Source organism: Methylicorpusculum sp. (assembly GCF_030651835.1).
Classification (GTDB): domain Bacteria; phylum Pseudomonadota; class Gammaproteobacteria; order Methylococcales; family Methylomonadaceae; genus Methylicorpusculum.
On sequence record NZ_JAUSBX010000062.1, the window covers coordinates 13966 to 32396 of the forward strand.

At 43.8% G+C, this 18431-nt stretch carries 15 protein-coding genes and 1 riboswitch; of the genes, 5 read left to right on the forward strand and 10 right to left on the reverse strand.

The window, feature by feature from the left end; genetic code table 11:
• Positions 1 to 68 precede the first annotated feature (68 nt).
• Positions 69 to 872, forward strand: a complete 804-nt coding sequence (locus tag Q7V32_RS08115) for a hypothetical protein (protein ID WP_304896475.1) — start codon at positions 69 to 71, stop codon at positions 870 to 872.
• Between the two features lie 47 nt (positions 873 to 919).
• On the opposite strand, the gene gloB is transcribed toward Q7V32_RS08115, so the two are convergent.
• From gloB to Q7V32_RS08135, 4 genes are all read right to left on the reverse strand, one after another.
• Positions 920 to 1684, reverse strand: a complete 765-nt coding sequence (gloB, locus tag Q7V32_RS08120; RefSeq protein WP_304896476.1) for a hydroxyacylglutathione hydrolase — start codon at positions 1682 to 1684, stop codon at positions 920 to 922.
• A gap of 202 nt (positions 1685 to 1886) precedes the next feature.
• Complete coding sequence (gene mtgA, locus Q7V32_RS08125) at positions 1887 to 2570, reverse strand: monofunctional biosynthetic peptidoglycan transglycosylase (protein WP_304896477.1); 684 nt, start codon at positions 2568 to 2570, stop codon at positions 1887 to 1889.
• 111 nt (positions 2571 to 2681) lie between these two features.
• Positions 2682 to 3509, reverse strand: coding sequence for an OmpA family protein (locus Q7V32_RS08130; RefSeq protein ID WP_304896478.1), 828 nt, complete (start codon positions 3507 to 3509; stop codon positions 2682 to 2684).
• 83 nt (positions 3510 to 3592) lie between these two features.
• Positions 3593 to 3988, reverse strand: coding sequence for a DUF4398 domain-containing protein (locus Q7V32_RS08135; RefSeq protein ID WP_304896479.1), 396 nt, complete (start codon positions 3986 to 3988; stop codon positions 3593 to 3595).
• Between the two features lie 305 nt (positions 3989 to 4293).
• Here Q7V32_RS08135 and Q7V32_RS08140 point away from each other — a divergent pair, with 305 nt between their 5' ends.
• Positions 4294 to 4521, forward strand: coding sequence for a PA3496 family putative envelope integrity protein (locus Q7V32_RS08140; RefSeq protein ID WP_304896480.1), 228 nt, complete (start codon positions 4294 to 4296; stop codon positions 4519 to 4521).
• Between the two features lie 258 nt (positions 4522 to 4779).
• Here the strand turns inward: Q7V32_RS08140 and Q7V32_RS08145 are convergent, their stop codons facing one another.
• A complete protein-coding gene (locus Q7V32_RS08145) occupies positions 4780 to 5331 on the reverse strand; it encodes an exosortase system-associated protein, TIGR04073 family (protein WP_304896481.1) in 552 nt (183 codons plus the stop codon).
• Between the two features lie 56 nt (positions 5332 to 5387).
• A complete protein-coding gene (locus Q7V32_RS08150) occupies positions 5388 to 7667 on the reverse strand; it encodes a Tex family protein (protein WP_304896482.1) in 2280 nt (759 codons plus the stop codon).
• Between the two features lie 372 nt (positions 7668 to 8039).
• On the opposite strand from Q7V32_RS08150, the gene cobO reads away from it, so the two are divergent.
• Together cobO and Q7V32_RS08160 are read left to right on the forward strand one after the other, a co-directional pair.
• Positions 8040 to 8576: a cob(I)yrinic acid a,c-diamide adenosyltransferase gene (cobO, locus tag Q7V32_RS08155; RefSeq protein WP_304896483.1), complete on the forward strand. Its 537-nt coding sequence runs from the start codon at positions 8040 to 8042 to the stop codon at positions 8574 to 8576.
• Positions 8577 to 8719: 143 nt separating this feature from the next.
• Positions 8720 to 9082, forward strand: coding sequence for a hypothetical protein (locus Q7V32_RS08160; protein ID WP_159652669.1), 363 nt, complete (start codon positions 8720 to 8722; stop codon positions 9080 to 9082).
• A gap of 473 nt (positions 9083 to 9555) precedes the next feature.
• Here the strand turns inward: Q7V32_RS08160 and Q7V32_RS08165 are convergent, their stop codons facing one another.
• Complete coding sequence (locus tag Q7V32_RS08165) at positions 9556 to 10350, reverse strand: VPLPA-CTERM sorting domain-containing protein (RefSeq protein ID WP_304896484.1); 795 nt, start codon at positions 10348 to 10350, stop codon at positions 9556 to 9558.
• A 22-nt stretch (positions 10351 to 10372) separates the two neighbouring features.
• Between Q7V32_RS08165 and Q7V32_RS08170 the strand changes: the two genes are divergently transcribed.
• Positions 10373 to 10516 carry a hypothetical protein gene (locus Q7V32_RS08170; protein ID WP_304896485.1) on the forward strand — a complete coding sequence of 48 codons (144 nt, stop codon included), beginning with the start codon at positions 10373 to 10375 and terminating at the stop codon, positions 10514 to 10516.
• Between the two features lie 19 nt (positions 10517 to 10535).
• Positions 10536 to 10623: riboswitch (cyclic di-GMP riboswitch) on the reverse strand.
• A 441-nt stretch (positions 10624 to 11064) separates the two neighbouring features.
• Here the strand turns inward: Q7V32_RS08170 and Q7V32_RS08175 are convergent.
• The 3 genes from Q7V32_RS08175 to Q7V32_RS08185 form a co-directional block, all read right to left on the reverse strand.
• On the reverse strand, positions 11065 to 13452 hold the full coding sequence (locus tag Q7V32_RS08175) for a tetratricopeptide repeat protein (RefSeq protein ID WP_304896486.1): 2388 nt from the start codon (positions 13450 to 13452) through the stop codon (positions 11065 to 11067).
• Positions 13453 to 14257: 805 nt separating this feature from the next.
• The gene (locus Q7V32_RS08180; RefSeq protein WP_304896487.1) at positions 14258 to 16348 is read right to left on the reverse strand and encodes a hypothetical protein; all 2091 of its coding nucleotides are present in this window, start codon (positions 16346 to 16348) and stop codon (positions 14258 to 14260) included.
• A 585-nt stretch (positions 16349 to 16933) separates the two neighbouring features.
• Positions 16934 to 18427 (reverse strand): hypothetical protein, encoded by a 1494-nt coding sequence (locus tag Q7V32_RS08185; protein WP_304896488.1) that lies wholly within the window; start codon positions 18425 to 18427, stop codon positions 16934 to 16936.
• Between the last annotated feature and the right edge of the window lie 4 nt (positions 18428 to 18431).

The following is an 18431-nucleotide window of genomic DNA, read 5'->3' on the forward strand; positions in this document are numbered from 1 at the left end:
TCACTATTTTAAATATTATAATTTTCTGATCAGGGAAGTTGCCCTGAAATCAATCCTTAACTGTTTAAGTGAAATTAACAATAACAACAATCACTTTTCTATTAAGCTCATTCGATCTCTATGCCTCGCATATTGACCTTCAAAAGAGCATGCAACCGGATTTACTGGAAGATCCGGTCTATACGGTATTGTCTGCTGAACATAATTTATCAACCGGCGCATTAGATGATAATTATAAGGTTTTTATAAATCCGGTGTCTGCGCCTCAGGTTACAGCGACTAAAAACGCGTCTGTTCAACCGGATAAAAAGAAAACCCTTCCAGAAAAGCAATCGAATCAATCCCATTCCCCAATAAATCAGAGCTTTGCGTCTCTCTGGGGGAAAACATTAACCAGTAAAAAGGCCTCCGCGAGCTCACCCAATTATTTCAGTGAATTGACTCATTTATTGCCAGCTACTGAATGGTCTTTAACCGGTTTATACCAGCTTGACTTAGGACAGCTGGGTGATATAACCGAAGCGACCATCCACAAAATGAATACCCTAAAATCAGCACTCAATGATTTGGATGATTTATTGACCTATAAGCTTTATCAAGCTATGGGTTACCTTGGCAGTGACTATTCTTTTGGCCGAGAGAGCACTCGATTTGACGAAGCGTTAAAAAGAGATGATTTTTTTAGAGAAAATCTCCAAGCCGCCGGATTAGCTAACGGACTTTCTCATACAGCAGAAGCCTCAGGCTTTTTTGCATTTTTATACGACTTGCCAAAATTGCTTACACTGACGAACATCCTGGGTGTTTTAGGTGTCATGTTCTTTTTAAGTGTGGCTTGGCGTGTTTTTCGCTTCATCATTATCCGTCTTTGAAGATTGTCTTCTTTGTTTCAATGGTGCAGGGCAATTTTCCGGTTTAATTAGAACTTATCTTTCATCGCTCTCAGCCGGGTAAAAATGCTTAACGACGATTCACATTCCCGTCCAACGGAAGTTTGCAACGAGGGTTTGTCCGCTCTAAAAAAAGGATTGGTTTTTTTTTCTAATCCTATTGTTGAAGGTATTGTTGGCGCGTTTACTTTGCGCAGGTCCTCTACTTTGAGCAATCTATGGACTAAGTCCTGATTGTCGGGTTCAACAGTCAAAGCAAAACGGCCATTATTAAGCGTATATTCGTGCGCACAATACACTTTTGTTTCATCCGGTAAGTCTCTCAATAACTTTAACGAGTTCCACAATTGTTCTGCCGTTCCCTCGAAAAGCCTGCCGCAACCCATGGCAAATAAAGTATCACCGCAAAACAAAAGCCGGTCCTCTATAGCGTGGTAAACAATATGGCCGGAGGTATGTCCTGGTGTTTCCATTACCTGCAGCTTGACTTCTCCCAGCTTTATCCAGTCACCCTGAGCCACCGTCTTATCGATGCCTGGGATGCGCTCTCTGTCCTTATAGGCGCCGATTATCCGGCAGCCGGTTTGGGTTTTCAGTTCAATATTTCCGCCTACATGATCCTGGTGGTGATGAGTATTAAAAATGTAGTTAAGTTTCCAGCCTTGCTGGTCGAGTCGTTCCAGTACCGGAGAGGCCAGTGCCGGGTCTACTACCGCTGTTTCTTTAGATGCGGGATCATGCAAAAGATAAATATAGTTATCGTTTAAAACGGGTATTTGTATGATATCCAACATAAATTAAACCTGTAATGGGTAATGGCACTATCAATGCAGCAATTCTCAATTTGAAGGAAAAAAGGGTTGGGAGAAGCTTTTCGAGGATGTCGGCAGCAGGGATGCCGCCGTCAAGCCCCCAAGGAGGGGTTTACGGCGTTTCTCGAAAGGCTTTTCCCAGCCCAAAGTGACGCTGAAAATTTCAAACTGGGAATTGCTGCTATCAATGCCTAAGATTATGCATTTGTTTGAGAATCCAGGCTTGGCGTTTGATCAAATAAGGACTGGGATTGATCGGGCTGTAGCGTCTTGGACTGGGCAAAATGGCCGCAAGTAGTGCTGCATGTTTTGGTGTCAGCTGGTCTGCGGACACTCCAAAATAGTAACGGCTGGCCGCCCCGATGCCAAACAGATGATCACCAAACTCAGCAATATTGAGATACACCTCAAGTATGCGCTGCTTGTCCCATACAAGCTCAATCAGGGCAGTAAACCAAAACTCAAGGGCCTTCCTGCCCATGTTGCGAGCGGGCGTTAAAAACAGGTTTTTCGCGACTTGTTGACTGATTGTACTGGCTCCACGAAGTTTGCCGCCTTTTTGATACTGGGTCAGTGCTTGAGAAATCGCTTCGGTATCAAATCCTCGATGTGAATAAAAGCGCTGGTCTTCGGAAGCAATGACTGCTTGCCGGGCATGGTTTGAAATATGCGAACGATTTATCCATTCATATTTAATCGGACGAAAGGTCTTGCCTTGTTCAAATTCCTCTAAATGACGAATGAGCATGAACGCAGTAGTGGGCGGTGGTAAATATTTCAGTGTACCGATTGCGACCAATGATAAGACAATGAATAAGAGGCTAACAGCAATAACAAAGCGTCTGATAGCAAGTAGTATTTTTGACAAGGTTGATTACTGACCTGAAGCTGAAAAGAAGCCACCTCAAATTAATAGAGGCGCATAGAACTAAGTCAAAAACGAACTGAATCCGGCTGCAATATGAAATATCCGGCGGCTTTAGCGGCTTTTGATGACGCCGTGTTCATCCGATAGAATGATCTCCACCCGGCGATTTTGTTGTTTTCCCAATTCAGTGTCGTTGGACGCTATCGGGTAGGTTTTACCGTAACCCACGGCATTGATTCTGCTAGGGTGAATGCCTTGGTGATTTAAAGCAACTTTAACCGCTTCGGCTCTTTTTTCCGATAAAGTCTGATTATAAACATCAGACCCAGTGCTGTCCGTGTGACCTTCAATAAGCACATTGCGTTCCGGATATTTTTCAAGAAACTCGACCAATTTGGTGAGAATACGCAGTCCGCCCTCATTAATGTCAGCTTTGTTGTAATCGAATAATACGTCACCCAAGGTGAGGACCATGCCTCTGTCTGTAGCTTGGGCTTGCAATTCAGTTAATTGTCTTGCCAGATCTTCGGCTTTAAGTCGGGCTTCTTCGGATTCTCTTAAGGCTTGTTCGGCTTTTTTCTGGGCTTCTTGAGCTTGCCTCGCTCTTAAATCAGCCTCCATGGTCCGCGCTTCAAGTTGAATATTTTTTCGTTCCGATTGGGCTTGGGTAATGATTTCTTTGGCAATCGCACTGTCGGCCTTGTGTTGCGCAATTTGAGTTCTGAGCTGGGTTTTGTAGGCCTGTCTCTGAAGCGTAGCGTTATCGGCTCCTTCATTCTCCAGTGTTTTTAAAGCATGAAGCGATTCTTCTGCCTCTCTTAATGCGACCGGTGCTTTTTCAGCAATGATGGGGTCGTTTTGCAAGCTCCTTACCAGAATTTCTGCTTTTACTATATCCGGATTAGGTTGAGTGGCACAGGCGGATATTAAAAGAATCAAAGAACAAACAAAAGTCAGCTTAGCGGTCGTCATCATCGGTTTTTTTACAACGTTGAAAAAATAAAATAGGTAGTTTGGACTGCTTATTGTTTAACAGATTGATAACGCAGCGACTCTTGTTTCAACACCAGGATACTCTCCTGAATATCTTCCGCCGCCTGTTTGTTTTTAATGGCTTCTGTCTTTGATTTGGCTAATTCTGCTTCAATCTCTGCGATAGATGCGAAATTTCTGGCTTCTTCATAACGTTCATCTTTTAATGCCTGTTGGGCTTTTTCAAGGGTTTGATGAGCTTGTCTCAACTCCAGCGGAGCATGGGTTTGGGCTCCATCTTCCTGAGCTTCTTCAATTACATAGGAGCTACGGGTAATTTCTTCGTAAGGAGGCGGCGTGCTTGAGCAAGAGATAACGACTGAATAAACTGGAAAAAGTAAGAAGCAATTAAGCAAGGTAGGCCGAAAAATTCGACGGATGAGCATTAAAAATTTCCTCCGCATAGACTGGATATTGATTCTGGGTAATTAAAACAGTATCTTGATAATCGCTGTTTATGAGCAAATTTTCAAGTTAATTTGAATCACCGGCAGGTTATCGCATTATTTGTTATCACCAGAGTTAAAGTCATGGACTATAGTCTTGAGAATAAATAAAGAGATAATGGGTAGGTAAATTCAGCAGATCAAGAGTTTTCGAGCTAGAGAAATTAAGCGTTGCTCAATAAAAAACGCTTTACTTTGCAAAATTATCGCGATAAAAAGCATTTTTTAATTACGGAGGCAAAATTATGGCCGGTTCTACGTCAGATGTATTGTCCGAAGATATGGATTATGACGACGAAGATGCTGTTGTTATCGCGGTCGACGAATCAGACGAATCAGAGGGCTCGATCCAGGCAAAAGCAGGATCAAATTATGACAAAGTGGACTCGCGTAGAAAAATTGAATTGTATTGGGAAAAACGAAGGCTTAAAGAAGAATTTGGCGATATAGAAGATTTCGATTTGGACTTTTAAACTGTTTGACCTGAACCCATTTGATTTATAAGCGATTAGCACATTAAGCTTACAGACTTTATTCCTCTTAATTGTCATACCGGCATGGACGCCACGGTTTGACAGTTTTTTATAGACCCCGCCGAAACTAGATTAAATTCCATAAGATTGCGATTTAAGAGCAGTTACAGCAGGTTTGAATCAACTCATCAGTTTTGTAAACGCTGATTTTTACGGGAAAAACTCACTTTTTGCCGCATAAAAGTTACTATAAAACAGTTATTTCATCATCTTGTCTTGAAAAATCACGTCCATTTTTTGTGTATTATCGTTATTCAGATAGGTCTCGTTATATTGAACAGGAGGAGATGGCACAGGCGTCGGTACATTAACCTGCTCGGCGATTGGGGTGGGCCTGGGTTTTCTAATCTGTTTTGATTTGTCCAGTCTGTAAGTATCTCCGTAGGTGGTATCCGTATCAAAATCGTCCCAGATATAAACCGGTTGGGCAATAGGCTGGGTTGGAAGCGGAAAGGTAATCAAGTCGGCAACTCCTACGCCGATTCGACCTCCCATATTTACAATCCCCTTGAATGTCCCACCGACCAAACCATAGAAAATATTGCTTTGATTGGTCGTGTTAATTACGTTTTTCGGAATTTCAAGAGGGCTGGAGACTATATTGGTAAAGCCGGTCAATGCTTTATGACCGATTTTTTCACCATAGCTGCCGCCCGGGCGGAAAGACGTATCGGCAAGTACTGCGGAATTTAAAAAAGAGCAGAGCCCAAGGGTTGAGAGTCCCACAATAACGCGTCGATATTTTGTCATGTCAAATCCTGCCGGTCAGATTAATTTAGGGAAGAGTATAGCAGAGCATCGGCGTTTTATTTTTTCAGCGCCTTGGCAAAAGCATTAGCCATGGAGCCCTGAAGCGGTTTTTCCGGAGACTGTTTGGCCTTATGATTGTTTTGAGGTTGGGGTGTTGGTTTGACCGCATGTGTTGGTGTATCTTTTTTCATTGTCAAGGCGATACGTTGTCTGCTGACATCCACCTCCAGTACTTTAACTGATACCATGTCACCGGTTTTTACAACGGTGCGCGGGTCTTTGACAAATTCATCAGCCAGATGGGATATGTGCACCAGACCGTCCTGGTGAACGCCAATGTCGACAAACGCGCCGAAATTGGCCACATTGGTGACAACACCTTCCAGGATCATGCCCGGTTTTAAATCGGTAATTTTTTCGACGCCTTCTTTATATTTGACACTTTTGAATTCAGGGCGCGGGTCACGGCCCGGCTTTTCAAGCTCTTTAATGATATCGGTGACCGTGGGCAGACCAAATTTTTCATTGGTAAAATTTGCGGGCTCTAGAGTTCTTAAAAAACTGCTTTGGCCCAGCAGATCACGGATGGATTTGCCGGTTTTTCCGATGATGGCTTCGACGACCGGATAAGCTTCCGGATGGACGGCAGAGGCATCCAGAGGATTGGTGCCATTCATGACGCGCAAAAAACCAGCGGCCTGTTCAAATGCCTTTTCGCCTAAACGAGGTACTTTTTTAAGTTGCGCGCGATTTTTGAAAGGACCATTTTGATCACGGAAAGCGACGATATTTTCACTGACTCCAGCAGATAAACCAGAGACCTGTTTCAACAAAGCGACCGAAGCCGTGTTGACATCAACGCCTACTGCATTAACGCAATCCTCAACTACAGTATCCAGCATCCGGGCCAATTGCGCCTGATTGACGTCATGCTGATACTGGCCCACGCCAATCGACTTCGGATCAATTTTAACCAGTTCAGCCAGCGGGTCTTGGAGACGTCTGGCGATCGACACGGCACCTCTGAGCGATACGTCCAGATCGGGGAATTCTTTGGCCGCCAGCTCTGATGCCGAATAAACGGATGCGCCTGCTTCTGATACGGTCAATTTGCTGAATGTAAGCTCGGGGTGGCGCTTCATCACATCAGCGACCAGTTGGTCTGTTTCCCGAGATGCCGTGCCATTACCGATGCTGACCAGATCGACTTGATAGTGCTTGATGTGACGCGCCAGCCGAGCTATCGATTCATCCCATTGGTTCTTTGGCTGGTGGGGATAAATAGTATCGGTCGCAAGGACTTTTCCGGTAGGGTCGACGACTGCGACTTTTACTCCGGTTCGAATACCTGGATCCAAACCCATTGTTGCTTTTGGGCCGGCAGGGGCTGCCAGTAATAAATCACGTAAGTTATTTGCAAATACGCGTATAGCCTCTTGTTCGGCGGCTTCCTTTAGTCTGAGTTTCAAGTCCAGATCAATACGCGTGTAAAGCTTGATTTTCCAGGCATAACGCGCAGTTTCGGCCAGCCAGGCCTCGGCGGGTTTGCTGATGTCCGTGATATTAAGGTGTCTTGCAACCCATTGTTCGCAGCGTAAATGTTCTTCCTTTTCATCTGTTCCGGGTTTTAGCGAGAGATTAAGCAAATCTTCATTGCGTCCACGGAAAAGAGCGAGGGCACGATGCGAGGGGATTTTATCGATCGCTTCCTGATAATCGAAATAGTCTTTAAATTTTGCGGCTTCCTGTTCTTTATTCGGGACGAGCGTGGCATGCATGATGCCTTTTTGCCAGACCCGTTCCCTTAGTTCCGACAACAATGCAGCATCTTCTGAAATACGTTCCATGATAATTTGCCTCGCGCCTTCCAATGCGGCCGAACTGTCGTTTATACCCAGCTCGTTATTGAGATAAGCGAGCGCCGCTTCATCGGGGATCAGGTTGCGGTTTTCCAGAAGCGCGTCGGCAAGAGGTTCCAGTCCCGCTTCGCGGGCAATTTGCGCTTTAGTACGCCTTTTGGGTTTGTACGGTAAGTATAAATCTTCCAAAAGTGTTTTAGTGTCCGCATTTTGTATGGCTTGCTCAAGATCGGGAGTGAGTTTACCTTGGCTGCCAATGCTGTCCAAAATGGTTGTTCGACGCTCGTTTAACTCGCGCAGATAAATTAACCGCTCTTCCAGGTTTCTTAATTGGGTATCGTCCAATCCGCCCGTTGCTTCTTTACGGTATCGGGCAATGAAAGGGACAGTGGAACCCTCATCCAATAGTGAAACGGCGGCACTGACCTGATGGAGAGAAACAGCTAATTCTTCTGCGATGCGTTTTATGACGTCCATGGATCTCAATAAGTGTGTTTTTTGAAGGGGCCATTTTAACAAGAGCAAGGTGTCTAAAAAACATTTCTTTAGTGAGGGCTTAAGACTGCTGGATGAAAAACAAGTAATTCGTGATCTTCACCATTAGGAGGTCTATGCAGCAATTCCCAGTTTGAACTTTTAATGTGGTTTTGAGGGGCAGCGTAAGCCTTGCGAGAAACGCCGTAGACCCATCCATGGGGGCTTGACGGCAGCATCCCTGCAGCCGACATTCCCGCAAAGCTTACGCCTATCCCTTTTTTCATCAAACAGGGAATCGCTGAAAAGTATGAAATGATTTAATCGATGACGCTATCCGAGATTACAATACACCGCATTATTCAAGGAGCATTTATGAAAGTAAAAGAAAGACGCCACGGCATTGTTGTAGTCAATACCGGTGAGGGTAAAGGTAAATCCTCAAGTGCATTCGGCATGGTATTTCGGGCAGCGGGATGGGGGATGAAAGTCTGTGTCATTCAGTTTATCAAAGGCCAATGGCAAACCGGTGAACAGAGGGCGGCTGAGAAGTTTGACAATATCGAGTGGCATGCGCTTGGTGATGGCTTTACCTGGGACACCAAAAATCCGGAGCAGGATATTAAAACCAGCCGGGAGATTTGGGAATTCAGTAAGCAGAAAATTCTGTCCGAAGAGTTTGATTTTGTTTTGCTGGATGAGATCAATTATTGCTGCGGCTATAACTGGATTTCCGGACAGGAAATTGCCGACTTCATTGCCAACGACAAACCCAAATGGCTACATCTGGTGTTAACAGGGCGTAATGCATCGCCTGAAGTCATAGAAATTGCTGATACCGTCACGGAAATGATGCCGGTCAAGCATGCTTTTTCGAAAGGGATTAAAGCGGAGCAGGGCGTTGAATTTTGATTAATCCGGATAATTTGTAAGTTTATTATCTGGCGGCATTGCTGAGTCAACCGGAATGACATAGAATTTTCTGCCGGTTTGTATCTGGCAAATGAAAGTTCTGTTTTAAATTAATTCTTAATCAAACTTTATGAGGACATTTTATGTCTGAAACACAAAAAATAATCGGAGCCGTCTTAGGGGTCATCATTATTGGATTTCTGATTGTGGGTACCAGTAAGGAGAAGACCCCGGAAGAGATGGAAGCATCATCGATGATGCTTTCGTACAGCTCGATGCAGACTATGGCTGGCCAGAAATGTCCGGCTGCGGTATTAAAAGAGACCGGAGAGCAGGTCTATTTTCCTTCCGAGACAAAATCCGATAAATCCACTTTCATCACCTTAATGTACAAAGGTGAAACCGAAAAATTCAAAAACGCCTCCTGCACGCTACATTTAACGCTCGGAGGCATTTCCGAGTTAATTATTGATGACAAGGTTGTCATAAAAAAACAGGTTAAATAAGCCGTCTTTTTTGCCTTATCGTCCAGAGCCATAGGTTTAATCTGTATTTATTTATTTATTTATTTATTTATGGATGGCACTCATAGCCTATGGCTTGGACTTTAAGATTGATCTTTAAGAACAATGCGAGTTGCTCTGATTCCACCCGCCGTATTCTTCTCGGCAATTTCCGGTTTGAACTTTTAATGAGACTTTGAGGCTTGTTGTCAACCTCGCGAGTAGCGCTGTTGATGCATTCCAGCAAAGCTTTTTCCCGCCCAAAATGACGCTGAAAATATCAAACTGGGAATTGCTGAAACTATGTGGTTTTTTACCCAGGTGAATTGCGGATTTAAGCAGGAAAAGCCATCCTTGGCTCGCCGGTTTTGTTGTTCTTGATTGGTCTGTTAACTTAAACAGGCTTTAAGAACAGTTGAGATAAAATCCTTTAGTCCGGCGGAAGAGCTGCTTATTGAATGGGTGTATTTGAGCGATTATGCAGTTTTTTCTTTTTTACGGCCAAATGACATCAAGCCTACCAGACCACTACCCATCAGCCAGACAGCCGCAGGGACGGGAACTGGTGACGTGTTTGCAGCTGTGCTGATTTCCAGTTTGTAGTCAGCGACATTTGCGTTCCAGCGGCCTACGCCTGCCCCTCCCAAGTAAACAGAATAGATTTGACCGGCTAAGGCTAAGAATGACAACCCATTATCCGCGTCAACAGTTCCGCTGTGAGTTAAGTAAGTGAGGCCTGTTGTTCCGAACGGGTTGTCACTGGTAAAAGGTTTAGTGGCATTATTCCAAGAGCCATGGTGAGAGTAGTTTCCGGTGTTGGTGTCCATTCCGGTAAATACTGTGATGCCGAAGTTTTGAATATCAAATCCAGTTCCGGTAACCACTGACGGTTTTAACGTAACCCACATGTCTTCATCCGCTTTGATTAAGCCGATATCGGTTTGGTGCTTCCATCCGGTAGGGCCATCGGCATCCTGCCAAGCGCCAGCGCCGGTATCAATTTCCGCTTTAAAGCCGTATCTATCTAATGCATTTTGAGTGGATACTTCATAGGTATCGCCTGCAGAATGAAGCGCAGCCGCCCAGTTTAAATGAGATGAACCGGTGTAACCAAAAGGCAATGCATTGCCTGCAGTGCCAACCCAAGGCACGACACTGCCTTTATTGCCCTGGCTTTCAGGGCCGGTTTTTTTTCCATCATTATTGGTATCGGCAATACGGACCCAGCCATCTGTTGCACTGGGTGAGGCAGTTTGAAAAATATTGTACATAACGTGCGCAGATGCGCTTGAAATGGAACCGATTGTTAAGGCTGAACCTGCAATTGCCATAGATACAGCTTTTGCTAATTTAGTTGTCATCACTTTTAGAGCCCTCATGGATTATTTGCTAATAAAAGAAGTGATGTCTGCCGGCTTCATTAAAACGCAAAGCTAAGCAGACCTCCTTTTTGAAAGGAGGCGACCCGGCTATCTTGAAATCAAATGATTCAAGACCCATAGGCTTTCCGGCCCTGTCTCGCAACAGGTGTGGCGATCTACTGATATAATTGATTAAGTCAGTATGATCTTGCATTAAGCAATTAGTGAGCCAATAATTATCAAAAAGGGGAGTGTAATTTTCTTTTTTTTAAGGGAAAAATAAGTGACTGATTATATTGAAATTAAAATAATCATTTGATAGTGACGTGACGTTTTTAAAACCGATTTATTTATTGAGGCTTCAGATCATTTTTTTTAGGAAAAGAGAAAATTCTGTAATGCGTCATATGACACACTTCCATAAAGAAATTGCGTGATTTGACCTGAAATCTTTTGATGCCGCTTATTTGTTAAAGCGAAATTCACGGGAAGTTGCTGAACAATACAGTCTTCGTGTAAGGGACTAAGTTTTGGGATTTAACGCTTTTTGAGCCGAACAGCGTTAATCATTGAATCTATCACCCGCATTATTACGGGTGATAGGCCAAGCAGCTTTGATAAGGTTTATGAGTCTGTTTTCAGTTTTTCAAGTTCAGTTTTAGCTTTATCGGCATCATCAAAAGCGGTATTGAGGGAAAGCGCTTTTTCAAATGCTTGTTTTGCGTCTTCATTGCGTCCTTTTTTCAGATAGATCATGCCCAAGTGATAATAAAGGTCGGGAATTCGCGTTTCTTTCGCAACGGCTTTTTCTAACGCGGCTACTGCGTCATCTGTCTGATCATTCAGATAACTCAACCAGCCAAAGGTATCCAGAAATGATGGGAAATCCGAGTTTTTAAAGATTTGCGCTAACGTTAATCCCCGTTTAATATTTTCTTCACCACCTTTGTTGGCCAGTAATGCGGCTAAATTATTGGTAGCAAGCTGATGGTTTGGTTTAAGTGTGAGCACTTTTTCATAAGTAGCCATTGCTGCATCAGTATTTTTGGTGATTTCATTAATCGCTGCAAATTCCATTAACAGCTGAACGCTATCGGGTAATACGCCCAATCCTTTTTCATAAACGTTAAGTGCTTTATCGGTTTGTTCCTGTCTTAAATAAACAGAAGCCAGATCGCGATAGCCTTGTTCAAACTTAGGATAGAGTTCTACTACTTTAGAATAAAGTTTCTCGCCTTCGGCAAATTTGTTCTGTTTGAGATAGATTTCGCCGCGCATGGACAGGAAAGCACCGTTTTCCGGCTGTTTTGCTAATATGTCATCCAGCGTTTTTTCGGCCTGTTTGATGTCTTTTTGCGCCAAGTAACTGTTAACCAATCCGCTGACTGCATCGATAGCAAAAGGTTTGATTTCCAGTACTTTTTTGAATTCATCAGTTGCTTCTTTTGCCTTTCCTTGCGCTAAATTGACTTGGGCCATTTTATAATGGGCCAACTCTTTATTTTCGCTCAGATCCAGCAGCGATTGGGCAGCTGCTTCAGCTTTGGGCCAGTCTTTGCGTTGCCCGTATAAATCGACCAACATAACGACAGTCTCGACATCTTTGTCACTATTCGCTTGCGTTTTTTCCAGTAGCGCTAATGCCGCGTCGGCCTGGTTTTGTCTTACCATCAATCTGGCCAAGTCGCGGGATGCAATCAAATTCTTGGGATTGATAGCCAGGATTTTCTCAAGCGATTCACGGGCCAAATCGATTTTTCCGTTTTGGAGGTGGGTACTTGCCAGCAATAATAAGGCTTTTTCGGATTCCGGTTCATCACGTAAAACAGTTCTTAAATCGGCCGTGGCGGCGTCAAAATTTTTCTCGTTAAGAAATAAGCCTGCCCTCATCAAAAGCGCATTACTATTTTTTTGATCGGCTTTGATGACTTCTTCTAGAATCCCACGGGCTTTTTCCATGTCTTTTTCGCTGATTGCGATGGCAGCCAATCGAGTTTGTGCGTCAAGTCCATGTTTGCCGGCGGGATCATCCGCAACGATGCTATTCAGCACTTCCTTGATACGGTCCGGTTGATCCTGATAGATTCTGAGTAAGGCAAAACGCAGGCTAAAGTTTTTAGGGTTTTCCTTGATGAGCGCCAGTAATTTGGTTTCAGCTATTTCTTTGCTTCTTTGTGAGATCAAAAAATCGACCAAAGCTAACTTCGGGCCATCAGCTTCAGGCAGTTTATTAATTAAATTAATTAAAACCTGCTCGGCCTCATCAATACGTTTATCGCTTGCATAAAACTTGGCTAACCCATAATTTAAATTGTCATTCTCCGGAAATTGAGCAGTCAAGGCTTTCATCTCGGCTTCAACCTGATCTTTTTTACCTTGAGCAGTAAGAATATTTATTTTAACCAGTGCAAGATTGATCGCATCAGGATGAATTTTTAAAGACGATTCAACCAATTGCAATGCTTCATCAATTTTTTTCTCGTCACCCAAAATTTTGACCATCAATAAGGTCGCATCTTGTTGGCCGGGTTCCAGTGCCAAGACTTTTTCAAAAAGCGCCTTAGCTTGGACGGGGTCTTCTTTACGCAGGAATATCGCGCCTTTTAATGCCAGCGCATCAATGTTTTCAGGGGCTTTTGCCAGGACTAAATCGGCTTTTTCTTCCGCTTTCTCGATGTTGCCGCTGATTAAAAATAATTTGCCCAGTTTAACTTGAGCATCGAAACGATCCGGTTGACTTTCAACCACGGCGGACAATAAACCAAAAACTTTTTGCCAGTTTTGGCTTTTTTCTTCCACTTCCGCCAAAAGAAAATTGGCATCTATATTTTTGGGGTTGATTTGCAGAACATTTTTCAGTTCTACACGGGCTTTATCAAGATTATTCTGGTCGTAAAATGCCTGGGCTTTTTCCAGATACTTTTGCTCACGCTCTTGTGAACTGCCGCAGGCCGTAAGAAATACAAGCGTGGTAACCAGCAGCAACCGGTTGATGAAGAGTACAGCTTTCATTTGGGGGGTCCCTATGTTTTGTGAGAGTAATGGTTTAAATACTTTGTCATGCAGGCCGGATGAGACGTTAGCGGCAGCGCTGCATAGCGGAATTGAAGTATCGTGACACTTTTTTCAGGTTAGAGTGAAAGTGTAGGGTTTTTGGAAATCATTATTGCCAAATATTAAAGTAGCCCCAACTCTATTTGCAAATTAATCATTAATTGAAACTATTCAGCGGAGCAACAAAGCTAAGGTGATGCAACGTGTAGGTTAGGTTTGCTTGAAGAATCTAACCCAACAATTGAAGCATACAGCTTTCGAAAAGGTCATCTGTTGGCTTTGGGTTGTCGCCTAACCCAAACGGACAGTTTAATTAATTAAACGATATCAATCTTTGTAAGCAGATTTAAAGCAAGAAAGGTCTGATCCATGACTCTAAAGAAACCCGAATGTATAGCCTATATACCTCAATAGGAGGCGCTCCAGGGAGAGAGGATGGCACGGTGAGTATCTTCTTGTTCTGGCTATTCATGCTTTAAGTGACCTGCAGATTAGCATCGATTTGTAATTTCTCGGGTTTTTTGTGAATTTCGTGGCTGAAATGATTTTTCCAAGTTTCAAAATTAATCATCATTTTAGTCCATCAAAGTGACAGTTGATACATGATTAAGAGTATTTTTTAAGTGCGGGTGATTAAATCAGGGTCGAGGCTTAAACCTTGCAATGATTGCAGATTTGTCAAAGCTCCATGGCTTCTGGAGGAGGATTATTGATAGAGCGCCAATGGCAGTGAGTGCCATTGGCGTAAGGTGACGCATCCAAATTATGAGGCGATATCGACTATCAGTGATCTGGCTTGCAATTTTAATTCTCTGGCTTTTCTCAGCATGGGGTTCCTGATTGTTGGGACTTGTAACAGTGCCGCTGCCGCTTCCAGTTTATAGGCGGCTTCCAATTTATTTACCGCTTCGGGATAGGGTAATAATTGTCCTTCAGTCAGCACCTCAATGGCGTCCTCGGTATCCGCCATAGCGAGCTTAACCATTTCTCTTCCGTTTGCGGCATTCAGTTTCATGGCTTGATCCAGCAAATGATTGGAGTTACGAATATTTTCCAAAGCATTGATGCTTCTCAGAAAGAGGGCAACCGCAACTACTTGCGATGAGCCTATCTTGACTTGGCGATCTTTGCGAGAAGAGGTGAGGTGTCCGGGAGAATTGTTAAATGCCTCGGTGTTGTAGAAGGCAACGGCCTCTTCTATTGTATTGACGCTGTTATTATGAAAGAAGGGCGCCGTGTCTGCCGCTTCGACCAATGTGGGTGTGTTAAAACGTCCTTCACCATAGTTACAAGGCGCGTCTTCCTCCTGTTGCGAGCGTAAAAGGCTGCTGCAATCGCCATGAGGATCGGTACCGAAGCCGCCGTCCATTGGTGTGTCGGGATCAATCAGGACTGCGGCTTGATCCGCCATCATTTCTACGCCGGTATCACGGGTAGGATTCCCGTTGGTCGTGGAACTGATTGCGCCAGCATTGGAATGGCAGCCGTTACAGTTAGCTGTTTTACCGAATATCGGTTTCCCTGACGAGTCAACCGGATTTTCTTTGGTGTCGAATAAAACTTTTCCGCGTTGAACGATTTCTGACTTGAAGGTCATTTTGCTCAAATTCAAGTCTTCACTGCGTCCTAACGACAGCATGTACAGCTCAAGTGCGGTTAATTCCGCGTCGGTAGGTAAGCGGAAGTCTTTGCCTGGTTGTCTGTCTAACGTTTTAGGAAAATGCTGAACGACTGCGCCGATGGTAAATTCACGCAAGGAACCATTGCCGACTGAGCCATCACCAGACCAGCCCAAGGCGTGTACAAATTCTTCATCTTGTGGAAATTCGCCTTTATTGGCGACCAGCTCAGTCGCGATGCTGGTCGATAGTGCCAGTAAATGAGGGACACTGCGCATAACGCCGGGCTTGTCAAATCCATCGATATTGCTCAGCACCAAGCCCATTTCCCGCATCAGTCTGGGTTTCTCTAAATCCTTGAGAGCGGGTCGGGTTTCGGCAATAAACAAAGGGTCATTTTTAGGCAGCTTGGCAATATATTTGGGATCGATGGTATGGTTGTTATCCAGTCTATGGCAGGTAACGCAAGTGCGGCCGTTGCCATTGAAGGTTTCATTGATGAATAATCGGCGTCCTTCAGCGATTTCTGCGCCGAGTACGCTGGCCAGGTTGGTTTGTGTTGGATTGGCTGCCTGCGCGGATTTGGGTAATAGAAACTCAAAAGGTATCTGTGAATTAGGTTTTGAAATGACTTCGCCCACTTGAGTCAAAGCCCATAGCTTGTCTGAATAATACAGGCGTTGTAATGCGCCAGGTGCGCCACTGATGACAATTGCTTGATCCGGTTTCATGCCGGAGGGTGTGATGGCCAGCATATCTATTTTAAAATTTTGCAGCTCATCGTGTTTTAAGTGAGTAATCAACTCGGCAGAGTTACCCTTGTGGTTGAGCTCTCCAACCCGGTAATAGCCGTCAGCAAGTTCGGGTTTTACTGTCTGTTGGTCGCCCTCCTTATTATCGACTAGCCATAGGTCATAGCTTTTGTTATCGAGCCCATTCACCTGGACGGATATATCGCCTTTCATGAGATCCAGTTTGAACAGTCCTCGCGCTGATGTTGTCTTCGTCGAAAAAATGCGAGAGTAAGCTAATGGGATTTTAAGTGTCGTAGGGCTGCCGCCACTCGCTTCGTACTTACTTTTCCACTGACTGTATATTGTGCTTAACGCGTCTTGATTGCCATGTCCGAGCACCGGTTCATCACTGAATTCAGGTGAAGATTGAAAAGACATAAATGCAGTGATACTGAGGAGGGTCAATACGCCTGTTAGTGTGTATGCTTTTTTTTTATTCATGCTTAAATAATCTGGGTCTGGAAGGTGAATAGGGAAACTCAATAATTAGACTTATTCAGTGCTTTACGGAAGTCGTCAAATTGAGTGCTTAAAATTAGTAACTATTCAGCGAAGCAACAAAGCCAATGTCATGTACCGTGAAGGCTGGGTTGGCTCGCAGAGCCTAACTCCGAATAATTATTAAAATTCTTTGGGATAACACTTAGCAAAATTGTGGCCATTATAGAAAAACAGCCTTATAAACCATATGGTTACTGATTTAACTGTAACGTTTACGAGTGTTTTTTGAAGTGGAGGGATAAGCTTTTTTATGCAACAGGGCATATGACACAGGGCGCTGTGTTATTTAACCTATTTTAATTTTTTATGCGCTGTAAATTAAGCGATTGAATGAGAGATTTTTATGCGTTTATCTTGAAAAAAGCGTACAGGGCGGAATAAGGGCTTGGCTGACTGTCTCAGCACTATTCAGAATCTGGGGTCCACTTTAAGGTTCACATACTCGCTTACGCAGAAGGGGATGCACATTTAAACTGGCGCCGCGCCAAAGCCTAAGTTAGATAGGGCGGATGCTTTGCGATGGCATTAACCAAACAGTTGATTTTGATCTTGTCTGAGTTGAGCAATATTTTCTTCAGGGAAGTAAAACTGGTTTTTAAATATCCTATTCATGACGGCCATAATTTGACGAAATTTGTAGGCGTTATGATGCGATTCACCTTTCTGTTCTGAGGCCCGCCAACTTTGTTCATCAGATATTCTGATTTCAACACCTAAGGTATGTTGCTGGGTAATTTTGTTGATTTGATTTCTTCTCGCGTACAAAGGTGTTCCGGGGACCAGAATTTCATGCGTATCGGCTTTTCTATGGATGGGCAAGGAGAACGTTATTTTGCATTGGAATTTTCTATGGCCTTGCGATGAGTGCTCGTTTTTTGCGGCATTGACACTCAGCGCTTCATAGAATGCTCGTGCCTGGGTTGCCAGTTCTTCTTCATCCGGCTCATCCTGCCGGCCGGCACTTCTGGATAAACTGATCATCAGTTTTCTAACCGCTTCTTTCATGCTGGCTGGCGTATCGAACAGAGTTTGTGTAATCGAATGGGATGCCGTATTTTCCTGCAATATAACGCCTCTTTTCTGTAGTGCATGAAAGAGTTTCAACGTATCGTTTTTATCCTTGAGAATAAAGGTTAGCGCCAAAATATCCCGGATGTCATAGGCTTCGCCCTCTAAGTCTTTGCCCAATTTTGTGAACATGCTTTCCGGACTTTTCAAGCGGGCTTTGATCTCGATGATTTTTACTCTGACGCCATCACCGCTGTCGAACACGACGTAACCATGATTTTTATGATGGCAAATGGATTCGTTTAATTTATGGAAAAAAGTGGATATTTTAACGAATGCATTCTGCGCGGATTCGCATTCGGGTATATGGCGGGGATTTTCCCAGTCATAAATGAATAAATCATCCAGACTTTGTTTTTCGCTTTCCAAAAAAAAGCCTAATTGAGCAAAGTCATTGATATCCTGACTGTCTTCCTCAACCGATTTGATTAAATGACACATTTTCAGCAAGGCACAGGCGCTTGCCTGCCAATGTTTCGGGACCTCCATGTTCCGGTCATGATAACCATGGAATACCTTAGGGTATTTGCCCGAAGAGGCTAACAGAAAGAGATGTCTGGGGTCTTCAAGTGTTAAGTGTTGAAAATCAGGATCATTTAACGTTAATTCAAATTGACCGATGGTTTGAAGGCATTGTCGGTAAATTGCCAAATTAGCACCCGCCTTTTCACAAAGCGCGTTCAACTGATTTTTCACAAAAGGAAACATCCAATTGAAAAAATACTTATATGTTTGTTTGATGTATTGAGTGGCCCTGATTTTTTCACTGGCTTGCAGTTCATCATTGTTTACCGTATCAAACCCCCTGTTGCCCATCATTTTGGCGGCTTGTTTCAGAGCTATTGAATAATCCTTTGCCGGCAACAATAGATAGGGCGTCATCTCGGTTCTATCCAGGATGGAACCGAATATTTCATGATGCAGTTCGTGGCTTGATGGTGTGTCATCCATAGGG